The sequence below is a fragment of the Kitasatospora sp. NPDC088861 genome, assembly GCF_044750105.1.
GTDB lineage: Bacteria > Actinomycetota > Actinomycetes > Streptomycetales > Streptomycetaceae > Kitasatospora.
Genome location: NZ_JBIVJF010000005.1, coordinates 344367 through 363893 on the forward strand (window position 1 = coordinate 344367; position 19527 = coordinate 363893).

The window sequence follows — 19527 nt, forward strand, 5'->3', positions numbered from 1 at the left end:
CGGGCGGCGGCGGGCGCCGCGCGGCCGCACCCACGAGGCGGCGGGCGAACCGGCCCGGCGGCCGAACCGGCCGTCACGGGAGGGGAGTCCGGCCCCGGGCGCGCTGGACGAGCAGGCCGACCAGCCACAGCAGGACCGCCGTGGCGCCCACCGCGGCCAGCACATAGGTCGCGGGCATGTCGTCGTTGGGGTAGTGGTCACCGGCCACGCGGACGGTGGCCGGGTCGTCCGCCGCCGCCTCCAGGGGGACGGTCATCCCGACGTGCGGCTTCTCGACCCGTTTGAGGCCGAGCGCCGACGTGCGGTAGTCGCGATCCCCCACCCGGTAGGTGACGGTGTAGAGCCAGCCGCCCTTGCGCAGGGCCACGGCGCTGACCGTCCCGTCCACCCGCAGCGGCGCGGCGTCTATCCGGCTCGCGGCCCGCCACTGCGCGGACGCGGCGAACAGGCTCCAGCAGAGCACCAGCAGCGAGACCACCGCGCCCGCCAACGGAAGGGACCACACCCGGCGTAACACTGCCTTCATGGCCGGGACGATACCCGCCTCGTGACGCGCCGTCGGATCAGGGGGAGGAGCGGTTCGGGGGTTTCGTCAATTCTGCTTCCTGGCAAGCCAGTAGAGCAGTGCGGCCAGGCTGGTGGCCGCGCCGAGGAGGCAGACGGCCGTCCAGCCCCAGCGCTCGTAGACGACGGTGGAGCCGATCGCGCCCGCCGCGCAGCCGGCGGAGTAGAGGAGCATGTACCCGGCGGTGAGCCGGCTCTGCGCCTCGGGGCGGACCTGGTACAGCAGGTGCTGGTTGACCACGTGCACGGACTGCAGGCCGTAGTCGATCACCACCATGGCGAGCACCAGCCACCACACCGAGTGCGGCAGCAGGGCCGCCGGGATCCAGGCGGCGAGCATGGCCAACAGGCCGATGCCGGCGGTACGTTCGGCCCGGCCGCGGTCGGCCTGGCGGCCCGCGTGGCCGGCGCCCAGGGCTCCGGCGGCGCCGGCCAGGCCGAACAGCCCGATCTGGGTGTGACTGAGGCTGAACGGCGGGGCGGCGAGCGGGAGCACCATCGGGGTGAGCAGGACGGTGATGGAGGTGAAGGTGAGCAGCGCGAGGACCGCCCGGGCGCGGAGCACGGGCTCCTCGGCGAAGAGTGTGAACACCGAGCCGATCAGCCGGGGGTAGCTGATCCGTGCGGTCTGCGAGGTCTGCTCGGTCTGCTCGGTCTGCGCCGACGGTCGGTGGCGTTCGGCCGGGAGGACGACCGCGACGGCGAGGGCCATCGCGCCGGTGGCGACGGCGGACACCACGTAGACGGCGCGCCAGCCGGCCAGGTCGCCGATGGTGCCGGCGACGGTGCGGGCGAGCAGGATGCCGACCACGATGCCGCTGGTGACGGTGCCGACCACCCGGCCCCGGTCGGCGGGCGCGGCGAGCGAGGCCGCGTACGCGACGACGACCTGGGCGACCACCGCGAGGACGCCGACGGCAGCCATCGCGGCGAGCATCAGCAACGCGGAGGGGGCGAGCGCGACGGCGGCGAGGGCGAGCACGGAGAGCCCGAGCTGGGCGGTCGTGAGGGTGCGGCGGTTGACGCGGTCGCCGAGCGGGACGAGCAGCAGCAGGCCGAGCGCGTAGCCCGTCTGGGTGAGGGTGCCGACGAGGCCGATGGTGGCCGGGTCGATGCCGTAGTCCGCGGCGATGAGGTCGAGCAGGGGCTGTGAGTAGTAGACGTTGGCGACGGCGAGGCCGCAGGCGACGGAGAGGAGCCAGGCGGCGGCGGGTGGCAGGCCGCGTGGGGGTGCTTCGGCGGCGGTGGCGGCGGTGGCGCGGGTGGGCGAGGTCATGGGCGGGTCTTCCTGGTGGCGGGCGCGGCCGACTGGTTTCAAAGTGCTACCACGCCACCCTGGCATAATGTGGTTTCAATAAGCAACCGCGCGACTCGCCGATAGGCTGGGCGCCGACCGGTGGAAGGTGGGAGAAGTGCCGAAGCGCACCACGCACGAGGAGTCGACCTGCCCGGTCGCCCGCCCGCTCGACGTCGTCGGCGACGGTTGGACGCTGCTGATCGTCCGCGACGCCTTCGACGGGCTGCGCCGCTTCGGCCAGTTCCAGAAGAACCTGGGCCTCGCCAGGAACATCCTCTCGGCCCGCCTCGCCAACCTGGTCGCCAACGGGGTGTTCGCGCTCGCGCCGGCCGCCGACGGCAGCCCGTACCAGGAGTACGTGCTGACCGAGAAGGGGCGCGCCCTCTTCCCGGTGATCACGGCGCTGCGGCAGTGGGGCGACCAGTGGTTCTTCGCTGAGGGCGAGCCGCGCGCCCGGCTGGTGGAACGCGGGACGGGCGCGCCGATCGAGGCGATGGAGGTCCGTGTGGCCGGCGGCCGGGTGCTGGGGCCCGAGGACGCCGAGGTGCTGCTGCCCTGAGGTGCGCCGCCACCGGCGGCGGATGGGCGGCGGGCGGTGCCGGGGAGTCGGGCGGATCAGCTGGGGGTGGCGCTCCCGGCCGTCGCGGTCTTCGGGGGCTCGGTGGTCGTCGCGGTGGTCGTCGTGGTGGTGCCGTTGGTGGTGTTCGTCGTGGTGGAGCCGGCCGTGGTCGCCGGGGCCTTGGTGCTCGGCGTCTGGGTCGGCGTCTTGGGGGTGGACGACCCCGTGGACGAGCCGGTCGAGGAGCCGGTGGACGCGGACGCGGTGCCGGTCGACCTGGTCGTCCCGGTCGGGGCGCCCGAGGAGGTGGACGACGTTGCCGAGGCGGAGCCCGTCCCGGTCGAGGCGCCCGAGGACGTCGCTCCCGAGGAGGTCGAACCCGAGGTCGTCGCCGAGCCGGACCCGGAGGTCGCCCCGGAGGTCGAGGCGGAGGTCGAGGCGGAGGTCGAGTGCGACGTCGAGGCCGTGCCCGCCGGCGTGGTGGGCGTCATCTTCCCCGGCGGCGGGATGCCGGGCGCCAGCGGCCCCTTGGGCGGTCCGACGTTCCGGTCGACCACGTCGATCCGCCCGGTCAGCCGGGAGAACCAGCCGCCCGTCTCGATGTTCACCAGGATGATCTCGGTCACCGGCTGCGGCGCGGGCACCACGACGACCAGCGTGGTCGGGTGGAAGCCGGCCCATGCCTTCCCGGTGTACTTGGCGTCGCTCACCAGCACCGGCGGCTTCAGCGGGTTGCCGCAGGAGCAGCGCACCCGGGGCACGCCCTGGGCGTCCACCAGGACGGCGGTGCCGGCCTGGAGCGCGGACTGGTACTCGACGACGGCGCCGCTCTTGTAGTTGTGGTTGGTGACCCGGGTGTCCACCCGCAGGTAGGCCGAGGTCAGCGAGCGCAGGTAGGACGGGACGTCGGACTGCTGGATGCCCGCGGCGGAGGCCCAGGCGCGGCCGGCGTCCCCGCTGGAGACCATCCCGATCAGGCGCTCGGTGTCGCAGCTGGGCTTGGTCATCGTCCCGCCGTACAGCCCGGCGGAGCTGCCCTCGACGCTGTGGATCACCGCCGGGGAGGCGGCCGTGGACCGGCCGCCCGGCCCGGACTGCGCTGCCTGGGCGGACTGCGGCGCCTGCCCGGACTGCGGCGCCTGGGCAGGGGCGGGGGCGCTCACCCCCTGGGTTTCCACCGATGGGGTGAACGGGTCCGGCCCCGGGTCGGCCGGGGCCTGGAGGGCCACCTCGTTGGCGGCCGGCAGGGTGTCGTGGTGACCACCACCCTGGCTGTTCACGATCAGCACCGTGGCCACCGCGGCCACCGCCAGCGTGCCGGCGGCCAACGCGAGCCCCCGCCCGGAGCGCCACCACGGCGTGTGCGGCCCCCGACCGTCCCCGGAGGGCGGGCCGGGCGGACCAGGCGGCCCGGACGGGGGGCCGGACGGACCGGACGGGCCGGATGCCCCGGACGGCGGCCCGAACCGGCCGCCGCCCGACGGGGGACCGGCCAGCGGGCCGGACGGGGGGCCGTGGGGCGGTTCGCTCGGCGGGCCGGACGGCGGCGGTTGGGAACTCATCGAGGCTCCGTTTCGCAGGCGGCCGACGGACGCGCCGACCCGGGAAGCTCCTGCCACTGGCCTCCATTTCCCCCCGGCTCCCCACCTGCCGCAACAGCAGGTGCGGGGGCCGTCGCCGAGCGTGCCCGCCCGCTGTCGGCCACCCTGGAACGCGAAGCCCGACGCACCGAGGAGGCGCCATGCAGCAGCCCACCACCCGGGTCGCGGGCCCGCCCGGCGCCCTGCGCGGCTGGCTGGACGCGCTGGCTGTGGTGCTGGCCGGGTTCGCCGCCATGGCGGCGGTGGCCGCGCTCGGTCTCTGGCTGGCCGGCGCCGACGACCTCCCGGGCGGCGGCTTCCCGGCCGTGCTGGCCGGGGCGGTGGCGCTGGCCGTCGGCGGATCCGTCCAACTCGACGGTGGGGCTGGGCAGTTCGCCGCGGTGGATGCCGGGATCAGCGCCATGCCGCTGTCCGTCTCGCTGGCCGGCGCGGTGGTGATGGCCGAGGTGTTCCTGCGTCAGCTGCGTTTCCGCGCGGTGGCCGGCGGCGGCGAACTGCTCGGCCGGATCGCCCGCACGGTGGTGATCTGGCTGGTCGCCCTCGCGCTGCTCACCCTCGGCGCCCGGCACACCTTCGACGTCCCGCTCGGCGGCGACCTGGCGCAGACCATCGGCGGCGCGCTCGGGCTCACCCCGGAGGTCGGCTTCCACGCGGATGCCCCGAGCACGGTCGGCATCGGGCTGGCCTGGCTGCTCGTCGTCCTCGCGGGCACCTTCGCGGTGTCCCGGCGGGCGCCGCTGCCGCGCGTTCTGCTGCCCTACCAACTGGCCGTCCGCCCGGCCGCGTTCGCGCTCTGGCTGGTCCTGCTGGCGTACCTGGTGATCGGGCTGGCGGCCGGGGTGCTGACCGCGATCGTGCACGGCAACGCCCGGCAGACCCTGGCCGTGCTGCTGCTCGCCCTGCCCGACCTGGTCTGGCTCGCCTTCGGCGTCGGGCTCGGCGCGCAGTGGCACGGGCGGCTCAGCGGCGCGCTCGGCCTGCCGGTGCCCAGGCCGCTCGCCGAGGTGCTGCGGGCGCCGGACGGGCAGCAGGCCACCATCAGCCTGGGCACCCTCGCCGACCAGGACGCGCGCAGCTGGTGGCTGCTGCCGCTGGCCGCCGTGCTGCTGCTCGCGGCCGGCTTCCTCGCCGCGTACCGCTCGCCGCGCACCGTCCGGCTCTGGCAGCACGCCGTCCGGTTCGCCCTGGCCGGCGCGGTGACGGTGCTGCTGGTCGGGCTCTGGACCAGGGCGGACGCCGACTACGGGCTGTCGGTGCTCGGCGTCGGCGTCGGCCAGGGCGGCCTCGGCGACCTGATCGGCTCGCTCCTCGGCGGGGCCAACCCGCTGGCCGGCCTCGGTGGCGGCAGCCTCACCCTGCGCCCGGTGCTGTGGACGGCCGTCCCGCTGGCGGCGGGCTGGGGTCTGCTGACCGGCGCGCTGGGCGCCCTGCTGGCCGCCCGCACCGCCCGCCGGGGCGAGGTCTCCAGCGGCGATGTCCCCGGCGGCGAGGTCTCGGGTGGTGAAGTGCCCGGCGGCAAGGAAGTGCCCGGGGCGGGCTGACGGCTGCCGGGCGGCGCGCGCTCAGAACGCCTCGGCGATGAGGATCGCCGCCGCCGGCAGCGCCTGGGCGAGGGCGCCGCGCCAGACCTTCGGCTCCGAGGCGAAGAGGGTGACCCCGCCGGCGACCATGAACGCGGCGACGTAGCTGATCACGGCGCGGCCGGAGGCGGCGTGCCCGGTGTGCAGCAGGACCAGTCCGGCGACCAGGCCGAGCGCCAGGAACAGGTTGTAGAAGCCGACGTTGAAGCGCCACAGTCGGACCTCCGGCGCGTCCGCCGTGCTGCCGGTGAGCAGGAAGCGCACCCGCGGGTGGCCGTACAGGAAGCTCTCCAGCGGCCACGCGAGGAGGTGGACCGCGGCGGCGATCACGGCGAAGACCTGGCTCACGGCGTTCATGGCGGTCGGCTTCCTGGGGTTCGGCTTCCGGGGGGGGCGGTGGACGGTACGGCGCTCACCACGGCGGCGGGTGGACGACCGGGGCGGCCCACGCGGGCGGCTCGGGCACGACGGCCGCCGCGGCGAGGCCGGGGACGACCGCCTGGACGACCCGGGTCGGCGGCCCGTTCCCGCTCCCGCTCCACGCCCTTGGTGCGGCGCCGTGGCCGGGCACGACGGCGGTGGCCGCGCGCAGCTCGGCGACGAACTGCAGGCAGCTGGCGTAGCGGTCCTGGGGGGCCTTGGCGAGCGCCCGGGCGACCACCGCCTCGACGGCGGTGGGCAGGTCGGGGCGGTGGTCGCGCAAGGTGGGCGGCGGGTCGTTGAGGTGCGCCCAGAGCAGTGCCACGTCGCTCTCCCGGCGGAACGGCGGGGAGCCCGCGAGCATCTCGAAGACCACGCAGCCGAGGCCGTACTGGTCGCAGCGCCCGTCCAGCGGCCTGCCGGAGATCTGCTCGGGCGCGGCGTAGTCCAGCGTTCCGACGATCTGGCCGACGCTGGTCAGGCCGCTCAGCGAGAGGGACTTCTTGGTGAGGCCGAAGTCCGCCAGGTACAGGTGCTCGGGGTGCTCGCTGTCCGTCCCGGCGGCGACCAGCACGTTGCCGGGCTTGACGTCCCGGTGGACCAGGTCGTGGTCGTGCGCGGCGTCGAGCGCGGAGGCGATCTGCAGGGCCAGTCGGGCGGTCCGCTCGGCGGAGAACGGGCCTCCCCGGTTCATCAGCCCGCGCAGGTCGCCGCCCTCGACGTGGCGCATCGCGATGAACAGGATGCCGTCGTGCTCGCCGGCCTCGAACACCGGGATGATGTGCGGGTGGTCGATCGCGGCGGCGGCCTCGGACTCGTGCATGAAGCGCTGCCGGAACACCTCGTTGCGGGCCAGTTCGGGGGCGAGCAGTTTGACCGCGACGGTCCGGCCGAGCCGCAGGTCCTTGGCCCGGTACACCACGGCCATGCCGCCGCGGCCGATCTCGCGCTCCAGCCGGTAGCCCGCGATCCGGCGCCCGACCATGCCGGCCGGCAGGCCGGGTGCGGACGGCCGGTCGGGGTGGTCGAGCCGGTCGGGGTGGTCCGGCTGGTCGGCATGGCCGGGGCGGTCGGGGCGGTCTTCGGGCACCCGTTCGGCCGGCTGGGCCGCGGGCTGGGCGGCCGGCCGGTCGAAGGGGCGTTCGGGAGGTCGTTCGGCCGGGGTCACGGCGCGCCCGGCCGGGTGGGGGCGTACGGACCGGGCGCGGGCCCCGGCGGGGCGGCGGGGGCGGGGGGCGGTGTGGGCGACGGCCCGGGCACCGGCCGGTCGGTGGCCGCGTACGTCTGGAGCTGGAGCCCGTCGCAGTAGCACCAGCGGTCGCGCACCGCGTCGAACACCCAGAGAGCCTCGGCGTCGACGACCAGGCCGATCCGCAGGCCACGGGCCCGCTCCCGGAAGGCCTCCAGGTCCAGGGCGCCCGCCGCGAGGTCCTCCAGCAGGGCGCGGTAGCGGGCCACCGCGGCCTCGGCCTCCACGAGCGCCGGGCGCGGGTCCGCCGTCCGGGTGGGCGGGCCCCCGGCGGTGGGCGGCGGCTCCGGGAGGGCGACCAGCAGGCGGCCGTCGACCCAGGCCGTCCAGCCGTTGGAGCAGAGGATCTGCGCCCAGTCGCCCTGCCGGGCGACCACCCGCACCGGCAGCAGCGCGTCCAGCCGGGTGGCGGGCCGGGCCGGGTCCGGGGCCGCCCAGGTGGCCATCCCGGCCGGTGGGGCGACGTGGGTGGGGCGGAACGCGAACTCGTCCATGGGCGGCTACATTTCCTCCGCCGCGCGAGCCCGCGGCTGCGCGCGGTCATAGCGATGGGACTCGCACCACAGGTCGCTTCCCACTGTACCGGCGCTGGTCGGCCGGGGCCCGGGGCCGCTGTTCGGGACTCAGCGCCGCATGATCGCGGGCTCGTGCCGCCGCAGCAGGGCCAGCACCAGCAGCCCGTACGCGACCGCGAGGCCGGGCAGCACCGCGATGTCGAGCAGCCAGCCGGCGCGCTCGTGGCGGAACATCGGGTCGGCGGTGATCGAGCTCGGGAAGATGCCGTGCAGCTCGACGGTGCGGGCCATCGCGGCCATGCCCCAGCGGGACGGGATCAGCCAGGCGAACTGCTCCAGCCCGGGCACGCCGTGCAGCTTGAGCATCAGGCCGCTGAAGACGATCTGCACCACCGAGAGGAGCACCAGCAGCGGCATGGTGGCCTCCTCCTTGTCCACGATCGCCGAGACCACCAGGCCGAGCATCATCGCCGAGAACGCCAGCAGCGCGACCGCGATGATCAGTTCGGGCAGCTGCGGCATCACCACCCCGGTCGGCACCGCCCAGGAGAGGTCCACCCCGGCCAGGCCGACCACGGTCAGCACGACGGCCTGGGCGGCCGTGACCGTGCCGAGCACCACCACCTTGGAGACCAGGTACGCGGATCTGGACAGTCCGACCACGCGTTCCCGGCGGTAGATCGCCCGCTCCTTGACCACCTCGCGCACCGAGTTGGCGGCGCCGGTCAGCAGGCCGCCGATGCACAGCGTGAGCAGGCAGTTCACGGCGTTGTCCGGGGTGAGCCGGGAGCCGGCCATCACCCGGCACATCAGGCCGATCACGAAGGGCAGCACCACCATGATGGTCAGGAACAGCCGGTCGGCGGCGAGCACCGCGGTGTACCGGCGTACCAGGGTGCCCAGCTGGGAGAACCAGCCCTGCGGCTTCTCCCAGCCGATCGGGTCCCGCCCGGCCACCGGCGCCCGCGCCGGCTCCGCTGCCGGCCCCGCTGCCCCCGGCGCTCCCGGTGCCGCGGCCGGAGTCAGGGACACCGCCTCGGCGGCGACGTACCGCTCGTACTGCGGGGAGGTGCGGAAGCGGCGCTGCCAGGCCTCGTGGTCCTCGTTCTCGAAGGCCTCGAAGGCCTCCGGCCACTCCGCGAAGCCGAAGAACGCCAGTGCCTCGCCCGGCGGGCCGTAGTAGGCCGTCCGGCCGCCGGGGGCGAGCACCAGCAGGCGGTCGCACACGTTCAGGCTCAGCACGCTGTGCGTCACCACGACCACCGTCCGGCCGTCGTCGGCCAGCCCGCGCAGCATGTGCATCACCGAGCGCTCCATGCCCGGATCCAGACCGGAGGTCGGCTCGTCGAGGAACAGCAGCGAGGGCTTGGTGAGCAGCTCCAGCGCGACGCTGACCCGCTTGCGCTGGCCTCCGGAGAGGCTGCCGATCACCTGGTCGGCCCGGCCGGCCAGACCCAGCTCGTGGACCACCTCGACGACCCGGGCCTCCCGCTCGTGCTTCGCGGTGTCGCCGGGGAAGCGCAGCTCGGCGGCGTAGCCGAGCGCGCGGCGGACGGTGAGCTGGGTGTGCAGGATGTCGTCCTGCGGCACCAGGCCGATCCGGCGGCGCAGTTCGGCGTAGTCGCGGTAGAGGTCGCGCCCGTCGTACAGCACGGTGCCCTCGTCGGCGGGGCGCAGCCCGGTGAGTGCGTTGAGCAGGGTGGACTTGCCGGCGCCGCTCGGGCCGGCCACCGCCAGCAGCGCCTTCTCGGCGAGCGGGAAGCTCACGTCGTCCAGCAGCACCCGGTGGTCGGACCCGACCCGGACCACCAGGTGCCGCACGTCCAGGGAGATCTCGCCGGTGTCGGTGTACTCGACCAGGTGGTCGTCGGCGAGGCAGAGCGCGGAGTGGCCGATGCCGACGATGTCGGCCGGGCCGACCGCTGCCCGCTGCACCGGGCGGCCGTTGTGGTAGGTGCCGTTGTGGCTGTCCAGGTCGACGATCTCGTGGCCGCCGCCGGGCAGTTCGCGCAGTTCGGCGTGGTGGCGGGAGACCACCAGGTCGTCCAGGACCAGGTCGTTGTCGTGCGAGCGGCCGATCCGGACCGTGCGGCCGGGCAGTTGGAGCACCGAGCTGGGGCTGCGGAAGGTGCCGGAGGCCTGCGGGGCGAGCAGGGAGGGCCGCTCGCCGGGGTCGGGGCGGGGCAGGCCGGCGAAGGTCGCGGACGGGCCGTCGGCTGGGTCGCCGAAGCGCAGCCGGGTGCCGGGGCCGATGTCCTCGCGCTCGACCCGGCGGCCCTGGTCGTAGGTGCCGTTGGTGCTGCCGGCGTCCTCCAGCAGCCAGTGCCCGTCGGTGGCCCGCAGCACGGCGTGGTGCCAGGAGACCCGGGGGTCGTCCAGGACGACCTCGCTGGTCGGGTCGCGGCCGAGGTGGTAGGCCAGGGCCGGGTCGATCAGCAGCGACCCGGTGTCGGTGACCAGGACGAGGGGCGGCGCGGTGGGTGCGCCCGGGCGCTCTCCCATGCTGGGCATTCTATCGCCGCAGCAGTCCAGCGGCCTTTCCGGATCCCGGGATTGGACTGGACCACTGTGACGGCGCGGCACTATCGTTCGGCGTGCCCGCACGCCACCCGCCGAACAATCGGGGACGGAACGCATGAGTAGTTGGCCGGTGTTGCGAAGATCCCGGACTGTCAGTGCCGGCCGTGCCCCCGGAACGGTGCTGCACTGCGGCCTGATGGACACCATGCTGGCGGACCTCGCCGTCTCGGTCGTGCTCTACTTCGACCAGGCGCTGGACGAGGACCGGCTGGCCGCCGGGCTGGCCCGCGCGCTCGACCGGGTGCCGGTGTTCGCCGGGCGGCTGCGCACCGGCGGGGGAGGTGCCCTCGAAGCGGTCTGCGACGACTCCGGCGTCCCGCTGGACGTCTACACCGTGGACGGCACGCTCGCCGAGGCGATGGGCCGGGTGACGGCCGCCGGCTCCGAACTGGTCGATCCGGTGGACGCCCCGGCCGCGCGCGGTGGCGGCGTACCACTGCTCACCGTCCGGGTCACCCGCACCGGAGACGGCGGGACGGTGTTGGGCTGCTCCTGGCACCACGCGATCGGCGATCTGCACAGCTTCATGCTGCTGCTGCGGATCTGGTCGGCGGCGGTCGAGGACGAGGAGCTGCCGGAGGCCGAACTGGTCGAGGATCAGGACGAGTTGCTGGACCGGGTGCTCCCCGCCGAGGACTGCGGACGGCCCGGCTTCCGGGTGCCCTCGACGGCGCAGGCGCAGCTGCTGGCCCGCGAGGTGGCGGTCGGTCCGCGGGCCAACCGGACCGTCCAGATCTACTTCGGTGACGCCGAAGTCGAGCGGATGCGCGCGGAGTTCAGCGAGACGGCCGGCCGACGGCTCTCCTCCGGTGACGTGCTATGCGCCCATGTCGTCAGCACCATAAGGGAGTTGGATGGCGACGAGGCGGAGCGCTGGCTGACCGTACCGGTCAACGCCCGGCGCTGGCTCGGACTTTCACCCGCCCTGGTGGGCAACCTGCTGGGCGACGTCCACGTGTCGTACCGGCCCGAGGACGGCCCGGCGGCGCTCGCGGGCGCGCTGCGGGCGGCGGTCGAGGAGTTCCCGGCCGCCCACCTCAACCTGCGTTCCAATCTCGGCTTCCTGGCCTCGCTCGGCCGCTCCCGGTTGCGGGACTGCGTGCCACTGGGCTTCGACCCGCAGGAGCGCCGGTTCAGCTTCTCGAACTGGAGCCGGTTCGGGGCCTATCGGGTGAGCTTCCAGGGGCACCGGCCGGTGTTCTTCAGCCCGGCCGCCAACTATCCGCTTCCCTGGGTGAGTTGGACGGTCGAGGGGTTCGGCGGCACCGGATGCCTGACCACCGTGGTGCTGCCGGCCCGGCTCGCCGCCCGGGTGCGGGGGGCGGAGGGCCGGGCCGCGCTGCACCGCTTCCGGACGGCGGCGGACGAACTGCCCGCGTCGGCCGCCGCCGTCCCGAAGGTGATCTGAGCCGTACCGCACGTGGCGTGAGTCGTACCGCGACGCGCGGGGTGAGCCGCGCCTGGGCCGCGCCTGGGCCGCGCTACGCGAAGGCGGCCTCGATCGCCGTCCACAGCTGCACCCGGGCGCGCAGCGCGGTGCGGACGGTCTCGGCGCACTCGTCCCACTTGGCCTGGTCGTCGCCGCACAGGTCGATCAGCATCTGCATCGCCATCGGGGTGTGCTGCTCGCCGTCGACCTCGATGTGCCGGGCCAGGTAGTCCTTGAAGACGGTGAGCACGCCGTCCGGGTCGTCGATGCCGACCACCTGCGCGAACATGTCCGGGATCAGGTCCTCGCGGCCGAAGGCGAAGGCGGCGGCCCGGCAGTGCACCGGCGCGTTCTCGATGATCGACCAGGTGGTGCCGGTGAAGTCGACGGCGGCCTGCGGCACCGCGGCGGCCTTCAGCGCCTGCGGGACGGCGGTGCCGGTGCCCAGCAGCCCCAGGAACTCCTCCACCGGGCCCGGGTCGGCGCCGGCCTGCCGCATGCCCTCGACGTACAGCTCGAAGTGGCTGGTGTAGCCCTCCCCGAGTTCGTCGCTCTCCTCGACCAGCACGATCTCGTTGATCAGCCGGCGGCTGGCGGTCGGCCCGCTCGGGACCCACGGGACCTCGACGCTGGTGAGGTCGCGTTGCAGGCTCTTCAGCAGCGACATGAAGTCCCAGACCGCGAAGACGTGGCTGTCCAGGAAGGTGCGGACGCGCCCGATGCTGGTCAGCCCGCCGTAGACGCTGTGGCCGACCACCTCGCGGCGCAGCGGGTCGATGGCCTGCTGGAGGCTGGTCAGGCCGGGGTGCGAACGGTCCCAGTGGTAGCGGTTGGTGGACAAGGCGGCTCCTTCTGCTCAGGGGTGCTTGAGGACGGCGTGCAGGGCATGGCGCAGTTGCTCGCGGCCGGGCTGGAGGGCGCGGTCGAGGGCGGGGGCGAACGGCAGGACGGCGCCGTCGGGGCGGGTGACCCGGCGGGGCGGGGCGATCAGGCGCATCTCCTCGGAGGCGGTGGCCAGCACCTCCGCGGCGAAGCCGCAGCTGCGGTTGGAGTCGTCGAAGACGACCAGCCGGCCGGTGCGTTCCAGCGAGGCTGCGAGCGCGGCCCAATCTAGGGGGTACAGCGTGCGGGGGTCGAGGACTTCGACCGAGATGTCCTCGGCGACCTCGTCCGCCACGGCGAGCGCGTCGTGCACCAGGTGTCCGACGGCGACCACGGTGACGTCGGTGCCGGGGCGGTGGATCCGGGCCCGGCCGAGCGGGATCGGCGCGAGGTCCCAGGTGACGGTCTCGCGCACCGGGAGGGCGGCGGCGGGCGCGAACACCACGACCGGGTCCGGGTCGCGGATCGCCGAGCGCAGCAGCCCGTAGGCGTCGGTCGGGGTGGCGGGCACCACGGTCTTCACCCCGGCGTGCGCGAACAGGCTGTACGGGTGGTCGGAGTGCTGCCCGGCCCAGCCGTCCCGGGAGCCCGATCCGGGCACCAGGCAGGTCAGCGGGACGCTCGCCTGCCCGCCGGTCATCAGCGAGAACTTGTGTGCCTGGTTGACGAGTTGCTCGAAGACCAGGAACAGCAGCGAGGGGATCTGGAACTCCAGCACCGGGCGCCGCCCGGTGAGCGCCGCGCCGATCGCCATGGCGGTGAAGGCCTGCTCGGACAATGGGGTGTCGACGATCCGCTCGGGCCCGAAGCGGTCCAGCAGGCCGAGCGTCGGGCCGGCCATCCCGGCGCCGATGTCCTCGCCGAAGACGCAGACCGCCGGGTCGTCGGCGAGTTCGTCGGCGATCGCCCGGTTGAGGGCCTTGGTGTACGAGAGCCTGGTCATGCCACCGCCCCGGCCCGGGGCCGCAGGCCGTCGGCGTACAGGTGGTCCAACGCGCCGGCCGGGTCGGGGTGTTCGGAGGCGAGGGCGAACTCCTCGGCGGCGGCGAGCTGGCGGGCCACCGCGTCGTCGAGTTCGGCGACGGCGGGCTGCTCCAGCTGGGCGGCGGCCCGGGGGAGCGGGTCGCGGGCGCGCCAGGCCTCGACCTCCTCGGGGGTGCGGTAGTGCAGCTTCATCCGGCGTTCCATGGTGTGGTGGCCCTCGTAGCGGTAGGTGCGGCATTCCAGGAAGCCGGGGCCGCCGCCGGACCGGGCCCGCTCCACCGCGCGCAGGGCGGCGGCGCGGACGGCCTCGGTGTCCATGCCGTCCACCTCCTCGGCGGGGATGCCGAAGGCGGCGGCCCGCCCGGTCGCGCTGCCCGCGACCGCGGTGGCGGCGGGCAGGGTGGTGGCGTAGCCGTTGTTCTCGCAGACGAACACCACCGGCAGGCGCCACATCGCGGCGAGGTTGAACGACTCCAGCAGCACGCCCTGGTTGAGCGCGCCGTCGCCGAAGAAGGCCACGGCCACCCGGCCGTCCCCGGCCTGGCGGGCGGTCCAGGCGGCGCCGACCGCGATCGGGGCGCCGGCGCCGACGATGCCGTTGGCGCCGAGGATGCCGAGCGAGAGGTCGGCGGCGTGCATCGAGCCGCCCCGGCCGCCGTTCAACCCGTCGACGCGGCCCGCGAGTTCGGCGAGCAGCCGGTGCGGTGCGGCGCCCCGGGCGAGCACGTGGCCGTGGCCGCGGTGGGTGCTGGTGAGCCGGTCGGCGGGGCCGAGCGCCGAGCAGACGCCGACCGCGACGGCCTCCTGCCCGATGTACGGGTGGATGCCGCCGGGGATCGCGCCGGCCTTCACCAGGCCGAGCGCCAGCTCCTCGAAGCCGCGGATCAGCCGCAGCATCCGGTAGCGCTCGGCCGGCGTGTCCAGCGGCGCGCTGCCGGGGGCCGCGGTGCCGGGGGGCAGGGTCGCCGGGGGAGCCGTCACCGCGCCCCCCGCCAGATGGTCGGGCAGAACTGCGGGTCGGCGTAGTCGGGCCGGCCGTCGGCGGTGCGGCGCACCAGCACGTCGTGGTTGTACACCACCGGGCCGCCGTCCGCCCGGGTGTGGCGGCGGTACTCGTTGGCGCCGTCCTGGAGGTGCAGCGAGACGGCCCGGCGGGGGAAGGAGGCCAGGTTGGGGCCGCTGCCGTGGTAGGTGCGGCAGTGGTGGAAGGACATGTGGCCGCGCGGGATGTGCATCGGGACGGTGCGCACCTGCTGCCCGTTGTGGGCGGCGTTGGCGGCCAGGATGTCGTCGAGTTGGGTGCGGTCGCGGTCGGCGAAGTGGCGGGTGGAGTCCTCGCCGGAGTCCAGCTCCCGCCAGCGGTGGCTGCCGTCCACCATGGTGATGGTGCCGTTCTCCTCGCGGCAGTCGTGGAACGGGATGAACGCGGTGAGCATCTCCTCCGAGGTGGAGGTCTGCCAGTAGTGCTTGTCGAAGTGCCAGGGCACCTGGTTGCTCGGCTCCCCGGGCACCGGCGGCTTGTAGATCAGGGTCGCCTGGAACACCCGGATCTCCTCGGCGCCGGCCAGCAGGGCGGCCACCGCGCCGATCAGCGGCTTGCGCAGGATCGCGCCGATGGCGTCGCTCTCGTAGTGCACGTAGTCGTTGTGCCGCTGGATCGGGCCCTGCGAGGGATCCCAGGCGGCCAGGCGCGGTGGGCGGGCGGGCAGTTCGCGGTCGCGGTGGCCGCCGTAGTAGAGCTCGGTGGCGGCCTGGAGGGTGTCCAGTTCCTCGTCGCTGAACAGCTTCCGGGACAGGTACCAGCCGTGCTCGCGGTAGTGGGCCACCTCCTCGGGCGTGGGCAGCAGGGCGTGTTCGGCCTCGCTGAGGCGGAACTCGACGGCGGTGGTCATGGGGTGTGCCCCTTCTTGAGGTGTGGGCGGCGGTCAGACGGCGGCGTCGGAGCTCTGCCGCTCGACGGCCTCGTACAGGGCCTTGATGTTCGCGGTGCCGAAGGTGCCGGCGCCCTGGCGCTCGATCAGCTCCAGGAAGTACGTCCGCCGGGGGTGGGTGGAGCGGACGAAGATCTGGAACAGCTGGCCGCCGTGGTCCTGGTCGACGAGCACGTGCAGGTCGCGCAGGGTCTCCACCGGGATCGCCGTCTCGCCGAACCGCTCGGCCAGGGCGTCGAAGTAGGTGCCCGGGGTGCTCAGGAACTCCACGCCGTTGGCCCGGGCGGTGCGGACGGCGGTGGCGATGTCGCCGGTGCGGAAGGCCAGGTGCTGCACTCCGGCGCCGTTGTGGGAGGCCAGGAACTCGTCGATCTGGCCGGGCCGCCGGGTGGTGTCCGGCTCGATCAGGGTGAAGGTGACCTCGCCGGAGGCGCTCTGCACCACGCTGGAGTCCATGGCCTGCCGGCCGACTTCGATGTACTCGCCGAAGATCCGGTGGAAGCCGAGCGCGGCCTCGCAGAACCGTACGGCGTCGGCGAGTTCGCCGGCCGGGACGCAGATCGCGACGTGGTCCAGGGCGTCCAGCAGGCCCGGCTCGTCGGCGGGTTCCGCCGGGCGCGGCGGTACGAACCTCAGGGCGGTGTCGCCGAAGCCGGCGATCAGCCGGCCGGCCCGGTCCAGCACGCGGGCGCCGTGCCGCTCGGCGCGCTCCAGCGCGGCCTGCGGGTCGGTGCAGGCGAGGGCGAGGGCGGCGACGCCGTCCCCGTGCCGGGCGACGAAGCCGGCCACCGGGTGGTCGGGGTCGGCGGCGGAGGCCAGGTGCATCCGGATCGAGCCCTGGCGCAGCCGGATGGTGCGGGCGCCGTCCGGTGCGGTCTCCGGGGCGTCGGCGGCGAAGCCGAAGTCGGCGCAGAGCCCGGCCGCGGTCTTGTCGGCGTCCGCGCAGTGGAACTCGACGTGGGTGATGGACTGGATGGACAACGGGATCTCCCCCGGAGGGATGGAAGGGCGTGGATCGGCGCGCTACTTGGCGGCCCGGGTGGACGCCGGGCCGAGGATCAGGCTGAGGTTGTGGCCGCCGAAGGCGAAGGCGTTGCTCAGCGCGGCGCGCACCGGTGCGGACCGGGCCCCACCCCGGACGTGGTCCAGGTCGCAGGCCGGGTCGGGGTCGGTCAGGTTGAGTGTCGGCGGCAGCGTCCCCCTCGCCACCGCCAGGGCGGTCACCGCCGCCTCCAACGCGCCCGCGGCGCCGAGGAGATGGCCGGTGGCACCCTTGGTGGAGCTGACCGCGGGCGGGTGCGCGCCGAAGACGGCGCGCAGGGCAGCGGTCTCGGCCACGTCACCGAGCTTGGTGCCGGTGCCGTGGGCGTTCACGTAGTCGATGTCGCCCGGTGCCAGGCCGGCGTTGGCGAGCGCGGAGCGCATCGCGTCGGCGGCGCCGGAGCCGTCGGGGCGGGGCATGGTCGGGTGGTGGGCGTCGGTCGAGGCGCCCCAGCCGATGACGTCCGCGTACCCGGCGGCGCCGCGGGCGTCGGCGTGGTCGGCGCGTTCCAGGACGAGGACGGCGCTGCCCTCGCCGAGCACGAAGCCGTTGCGGCGGGTGTCGAAGGGTCGGCTCGCCTGCTCCGGATCCTCCCAACCCTGCGCAAGCGCACGGGCGTTGGTGAAGGCGGCGGCGATGGTCGGGTGCAGCGAGGACTCGGTGCCGCCGCACACCACCACGTCCGCGTCGCCGGAGCGGATCAGCCGCAGCCCCTCGGCGACGGCCTGGGCACCGGCCGCGCAGGCCGTCACCACGGCCGAACTGTAGCCGCGGATGCCGTGTTTGATGGCGATCCGGGCGGTGGCCATGTTGGAGAGCATGCCCGGCAGCAGGTACGGGCTGACGCCGGGGCGGCCGCGTTCCAGCCGGCGGTGCGACTGCTGCTCGAAGGTCTCCAGTCCGCCGCCGCCGGTGGCCAGCACCACGGCGGTGCGGTGCGGGTCGGCGTCCCGGCCGACGACCAGGCCGGCGTCGGCGAGCGCGTCGTCGGCGGCGGCCAGGGCGAGCAGCACGAAGCGGTCCACGCAGCGGGTCTCGGTGGGCGGCAGCACCTCGCGGCCGTCCACGGCGGGGGCGATCCCGGCGGCGGGCAGCCAGCCGTGCGCGGCGTGGCCCTCGGGGACGGCGGTCAGTCCGGAGCGCCCGGCGTTGAGCGCGTCGAACACCTCGGCGGGCTTGCGGCCGAGCGGCGAGACCAGGCCGAGGCCGGTGACGACGGCGCCCTCGCGGCGGGTCATCGGGCACCGGCCGCGGCGTCGAGGTAGCGCTGGCGCAGCAGTACCTTGCGGACCTTGCCGGTGGGGCCGAGCGGGATGTCGTCCCCGGAGACGACCAGCACCTGGCGTACGGTCGCGGCGGCGGCCTCGTCCAGGGCGGCGATGACGTCCTTGGTCCGGTCGGCGGTCGGGTCGGCGTCGGCGGTGAGGATCAGCAGCACGTCGGTGACCACGCGCTCGCCGTCCCGCACGGCGACCACCGTGCAGTCCGCCACGTCCGGGCGGGCGGCCAGCACCCGCTCCTCCGACATGGCGGTGAACAGCCGCTTGCCGTCGCCGAGTTCGACCGAGTCGACGGCCCGGTCGACGTGGTAGTAGTAGCCCTCCCCGTCCCGGTACATCAGGTCGCCGGTGAGGAAGCGGCCGCGGATCCGGGTGCGGAAGGTGGTGGCCGAGTCGTTCCAGTAGCCGAGTGCCAGGGTCGGTGAGGAGGTGGCGAGTTCGCCGACCTCGCCGGGGCCGAGCGGCTCGCCGTCCGGGCCGACCACCTCGCAGTCGACGAAGGCGTGCGGGCGCCCGACGCAGCGCCCGTAGCGCTCGGTGCCGGGGCCGTGGGTGATGAAGAAGTGCGAGTGGCCCATCTCGGTGGAGCCCAGGCCGTCGACGAACAGCGAGCCCGGCGTCCGGGTGCGGCCCGCGCGGGTGACGGACTCCCGGCTGCCGGTGGCGATCAGGCGGCGGATGTGCACCTCGTGCGCGCAGTCGCCGGTGTTCCACCACAGGGCGACGGTGGCGAGATCCCGGGCGGCGAGGTCGTGGTGGGCGAGTTCGGCCCAGGTGGCGGCGAAGCCGATCACCCCGGTGGGCCGCCACTGCTCGATCGCGTCCAGCACCCCGGCGCCGGACTGCCTTGACAGCACGGCGAGTTCGGTGTGCGAGCTGAGCGCCAGGTTGAGCGCGATCAGGGTGGCGGCGTGCGGCGCGGGCAGTGCGCTGAGCATCCGGTCCTGGCCCTGCGGGCGGGGCAGCCGCAGCCGGTGGCGGATCGCCGCGTACAGGCTCGCGTGCGAGTGGACGACGGCCTTGGGCATTCCGGTGGTGCCGGAGGAGTGGGTGATCGCCACCGGGTCGCCGGACCAGTGCCGGTACGGCTCGGGGGCGGCGTCCGGGTCGCCCGCGCCGAGGGTGGAGATCTCGGGCAGCAGCGGCGCGCCGGGGTCATGGCCGGCCAGCGCGGCCAGGTGGGCCGGGTCGGCGAGGACGCCGACGGCGCCGAGGCGGGCGATGTAGCGGGCGGCCCGCTCGCCGTCCACGTTGGGGTTGAGCAGCGCGGGGATGGCGCCGAGCCGGGTCAGGGCGAGGAAGGCGAGCACGTGGTCGGCGGCGTCGCTCGCGAAGACCACCACCGGGTCGCGCCGGGTGATGCCGAGGGCGTGCAGCGCGGCGGCGCGGGCCCGGACGGCGCGGTCGAGTTCGCGCAGGGTGAGCGGTCGCCAGGCGGGGTGGTCGTCCACCGGGGTGTCGAAGGTCAGCAGCGGTTCGTCGAGGCCGAAGCCGAGTGCGAGCCGGGCGGTCAGGACGTTGCCGGCGCCCACGTCGGGGTCGTCCGCGATCAGGCTGCGGACACTGCGGATGGTCACGGGGTGGATCCCTCCCTCGGGGCCGGAGACGGCCCGG

Annotated in this window: 17 protein-coding genes; 3 read left to right on the forward strand and 14 right to left on the reverse strand. The window is 74.8% G+C overall.

Features of this window, described 5'->3' with window-relative positions; genetic code table 11:
* Positions 1 to 73 precede the first annotated feature (73 nt).
* On the reverse strand, positions 74 to 526 hold the full coding sequence (locus ACIP37_RS12745) for a hypothetical protein (RefSeq protein ID WP_363582502.1): 453 nt from the start codon (positions 524 to 526) through the stop codon (positions 74 to 76).
* A gap of 66 nt (positions 527 to 592) precedes the next feature.
* Positions 593 to 1840, reverse strand: a complete 1248-nt coding sequence (locus ACIP37_RS12750; RefSeq protein ID WP_400805830.1) for an MFS transporter — start codon at positions 1838 to 1840, stop codon at positions 593 to 595.
* Positions 1841 to 1976: 136 nt separating this feature from the next.
* Here ACIP37_RS12750 and ACIP37_RS12755 point away from each other — a divergent pair, with 136 nt between their 5' ends.
* A complete protein-coding gene (locus ACIP37_RS12755; RefSeq protein WP_363582506.1) occupies positions 1977 to 2420 on the forward strand; it encodes a helix-turn-helix domain-containing protein in 444 nt (147 codons plus the stop codon).
* Positions 2421 to 2476: 56 nt separating this feature from the next.
* Here ACIP37_RS12755 and ACIP37_RS12760 read toward each other — a convergent pair whose 3' ends face one another.
* Positions 2477 to 3748, reverse strand: coding sequence for a DUF6777 domain-containing protein (locus ACIP37_RS12760; protein WP_400805827.1), 1272 nt, complete (start codon positions 3746 to 3748; stop codon positions 2477 to 2479).
* A 413-nt stretch (positions 3749 to 4161) separates the two neighbouring features.
* On the opposite strand from ACIP37_RS12760, the gene ACIP37_RS12765 reads away from it, so the two are divergent.
* Positions 4162 to 5562: a streptophobe family protein gene (locus ACIP37_RS12765; protein ID WP_400805824.1), complete on the forward strand. Its 1401-nt coding sequence runs from the start codon at positions 4162 to 4164 to the stop codon at positions 5560 to 5562.
* A gap of 21 nt (positions 5563 to 5583) precedes the next feature.
* On the opposite strand, the gene ACIP37_RS12770 is transcribed toward ACIP37_RS12765, so the two are convergent.
* The 4 genes from ACIP37_RS12770 to ACIP37_RS12785 all read right to left on the reverse strand — a co-directional run bounded on the left by ACIP37_RS12770 (position 5584) and on the right by ACIP37_RS12785 (position 10287).
* Positions 5584 to 5958 (reverse strand): DUF1304 family protein, encoded by a 375-nt coding sequence (locus tag ACIP37_RS12770; protein ID WP_363617229.1) that lies wholly within the window; start codon positions 5956 to 5958, stop codon positions 5584 to 5586.
* 55 nt (positions 5959 to 6013) lie between these two features.
* The gene (locus tag ACIP37_RS12775; RefSeq protein WP_400806153.1) at positions 6014 to 7006 is read right to left on the reverse strand and encodes a serine/threonine-protein kinase; all 993 of its coding nucleotides are present in this window, start codon (positions 7004 to 7006) and stop codon (positions 6014 to 6016) included.
* Positions 7007 to 7185: 179 nt separating this feature from the next.
* Complete coding sequence (locus ACIP37_RS12780; RefSeq protein ID WP_400805821.1) at positions 7186 to 7764, reverse strand: hypothetical protein; 579 nt, start codon at positions 7762 to 7764, stop codon at positions 7186 to 7188.
* Between the two features lie 129 nt (positions 7765 to 7893).
* Positions 7894 to 10287, reverse strand: a complete 2394-nt coding sequence (locus ACIP37_RS12785; protein ID WP_400805818.1) for an FHA domain-containing protein — start codon at positions 10285 to 10287, stop codon at positions 7894 to 7896.
* A 214-nt stretch (positions 10288 to 10501) separates the two neighbouring features.
* Here ACIP37_RS12785 and ACIP37_RS12790 point away from each other — a divergent pair, with 214 nt between their 5' ends.
* Positions 10502 to 11773, forward strand: coding sequence for an acyltransferase (locus ACIP37_RS12790; RefSeq protein WP_400805816.1), 1272 nt, complete (start codon positions 10502 to 10504; stop codon positions 11771 to 11773).
* Positions 11774 to 11846: 73 nt separating this feature from the next.
* Here ACIP37_RS12790 and ACIP37_RS12795 read toward each other — a convergent pair whose 3' ends face one another.
* From ACIP37_RS12795 to ACIP37_RS12825, 7 genes are all read right to left on the reverse strand, one after another.
* On the reverse strand, positions 11847 to 12635 hold the full coding sequence (locus ACIP37_RS12795) for a DUF3050 domain-containing protein (RefSeq protein WP_363632634.1): 789 nt from the start codon (positions 12633 to 12635) through the stop codon (positions 11847 to 11849).
* A 15-nt stretch (positions 12636 to 12650) separates the two neighbouring features.
* Positions 12651 to 13619 (reverse strand): transketolase C-terminal domain-containing protein, encoded by a 969-nt coding sequence (locus ACIP37_RS12800; protein WP_363582520.1) that lies wholly within the window; start codon positions 13617 to 13619, stop codon positions 12651 to 12653.
* Positions 13616 to 14557 (reverse strand): thiamine pyrophosphate-dependent dehydrogenase E1 component subunit alpha, encoded by a 942-nt coding sequence (locus ACIP37_RS12805; protein ID WP_400806150.1) that lies wholly within the window; start codon positions 14555 to 14557, stop codon positions 13616 to 13618. Before ACIP37_RS12805 ends, ACIP37_RS12800 begins: the two co-directional genes overlap by 4 nt.
* Before the next feature lie 80 nt (positions 14558 to 14637).
* Positions 14638 to 15552, reverse strand: coding sequence for a phytanoyl-CoA dioxygenase family protein (locus ACIP37_RS12810; RefSeq protein WP_363582524.1), 915 nt, complete (start codon positions 15550 to 15552; stop codon positions 14638 to 14640).
* Positions 15553 to 15585: 33 nt separating this feature from the next.
* On the reverse strand, positions 15586 to 16572 hold the full coding sequence (gene hppD / locus ACIP37_RS12815) for a 4-hydroxyphenylpyruvate dioxygenase (protein ID WP_400805812.1): 987 nt from the start codon (positions 16570 to 16572) through the stop codon (positions 15586 to 15588).
* Between the two features lie 42 nt (positions 16573 to 16614).
* Complete coding sequence (locus ACIP37_RS12820; RefSeq protein ID WP_363617211.1) at positions 16615 to 17871, reverse strand: beta-ketoacyl-[acyl-carrier-protein] synthase family protein; 1257 nt, start codon at positions 17869 to 17871, stop codon at positions 16615 to 16617.
* Complete coding sequence (locus tag ACIP37_RS12825) at positions 17868 to 19490, reverse strand: class I adenylate-forming enzyme family protein (RefSeq protein ID WP_400805809.1); 1623 nt, start codon at positions 19488 to 19490, stop codon at positions 17868 to 17870. The genes ACIP37_RS12820 and ACIP37_RS12825 overlap by 4 nt, the downstream gene beginning before the upstream one ends.
* Between the last annotated feature and the right edge of the window lie 37 nt (positions 19491 to 19527).

What these genes read in the sequence shown, in the direction of transcription:
- ACIP37_RS12800 (WP_363582520.1), bottom strand. Translation starts at nt 13,619, where the DNA reads ATGACCAGGCTCTCGTACACCAAGGCCCTCAACCGGGCGATCGCCGAC.
- ACIP37_RS12745 (WP_363582502.1), bottom strand. Translation starts at nt 526, where the DNA reads ATGAAGGCAGTGTTACGCCGGGTGTGGTCCCTTCCGTTGGCGGGCGCG.
- ACIP37_RS12750 (WP_400805830.1), bottom strand. Translation starts at nt 1,840, where the DNA reads ATGACCTCGCCCACCCGCGCCACCGCCGCCACCGCCGCCGAAGCACCC.
- ACIP37_RS12775 (WP_400806153.1), bottom strand. Translation starts at nt 7,006, where the DNA reads ATGGTCGGGCGCCGGATCGCGGGCTACCGGCTGGAGCGCGAGATCGGC.
- ACIP37_RS12765 (WP_400805824.1), top strand. Translation starts at nt 4,162, where the DNA reads ATGCAGCAGCCCACCACCCGGGTCGCGGGCCCGCCCGGCGCCCTGCGC.
- ACIP37_RS12820 (WP_363617211.1), bottom strand. Translation starts at nt 17,871, where the DNA reads ATGACCCGCCGCGAGGGCGCCGTCGTCACCGGCCTCGGCCTGGTCTCG.
- ACIP37_RS12770 (WP_363617229.1), bottom strand. Translation starts at nt 5,958, where the DNA reads ATGAACGCCGTGAGCCAGGTCTTCGCCGTGATCGCCGCCGCGGTCCAC.
- ACIP37_RS12805 (WP_400806150.1), bottom strand. Translation starts at nt 14,557, where the DNA reads ATGCTGCGGCTGATCCGCGGCTTCGAGGAGCTGGCGCTCGGCCTGGTG.
- ACIP37_RS12810 (WP_363582524.1), bottom strand. Translation starts at nt 15,552, where the DNA reads ATGACCACCGCCGTCGAGTTCCGCCTCAGCGAGGCCGAACACGCCCTG.
- ACIP37_RS12780 (WP_400805821.1), bottom strand. Translation starts at nt 7,764, where the DNA reads ATGGACGAGTTCGCGTTCCGCCCCACCCACGTCGCCCCACCGGCCGGG.
- ACIP37_RS12785 (WP_400805818.1), bottom strand. Translation starts at nt 10,287, where the DNA reads ATGGGAGAGCGCCCGGGCGCACCCACCGCGCCGCCCCTCGTCCTGGTC.
- ACIP37_RS12790 (WP_400805816.1), top strand. Translation starts at nt 10,502, where the DNA reads ATGGACACCATGCTGGCGGACCTCGCCGTCTCGGTCGTGCTCTACTTC.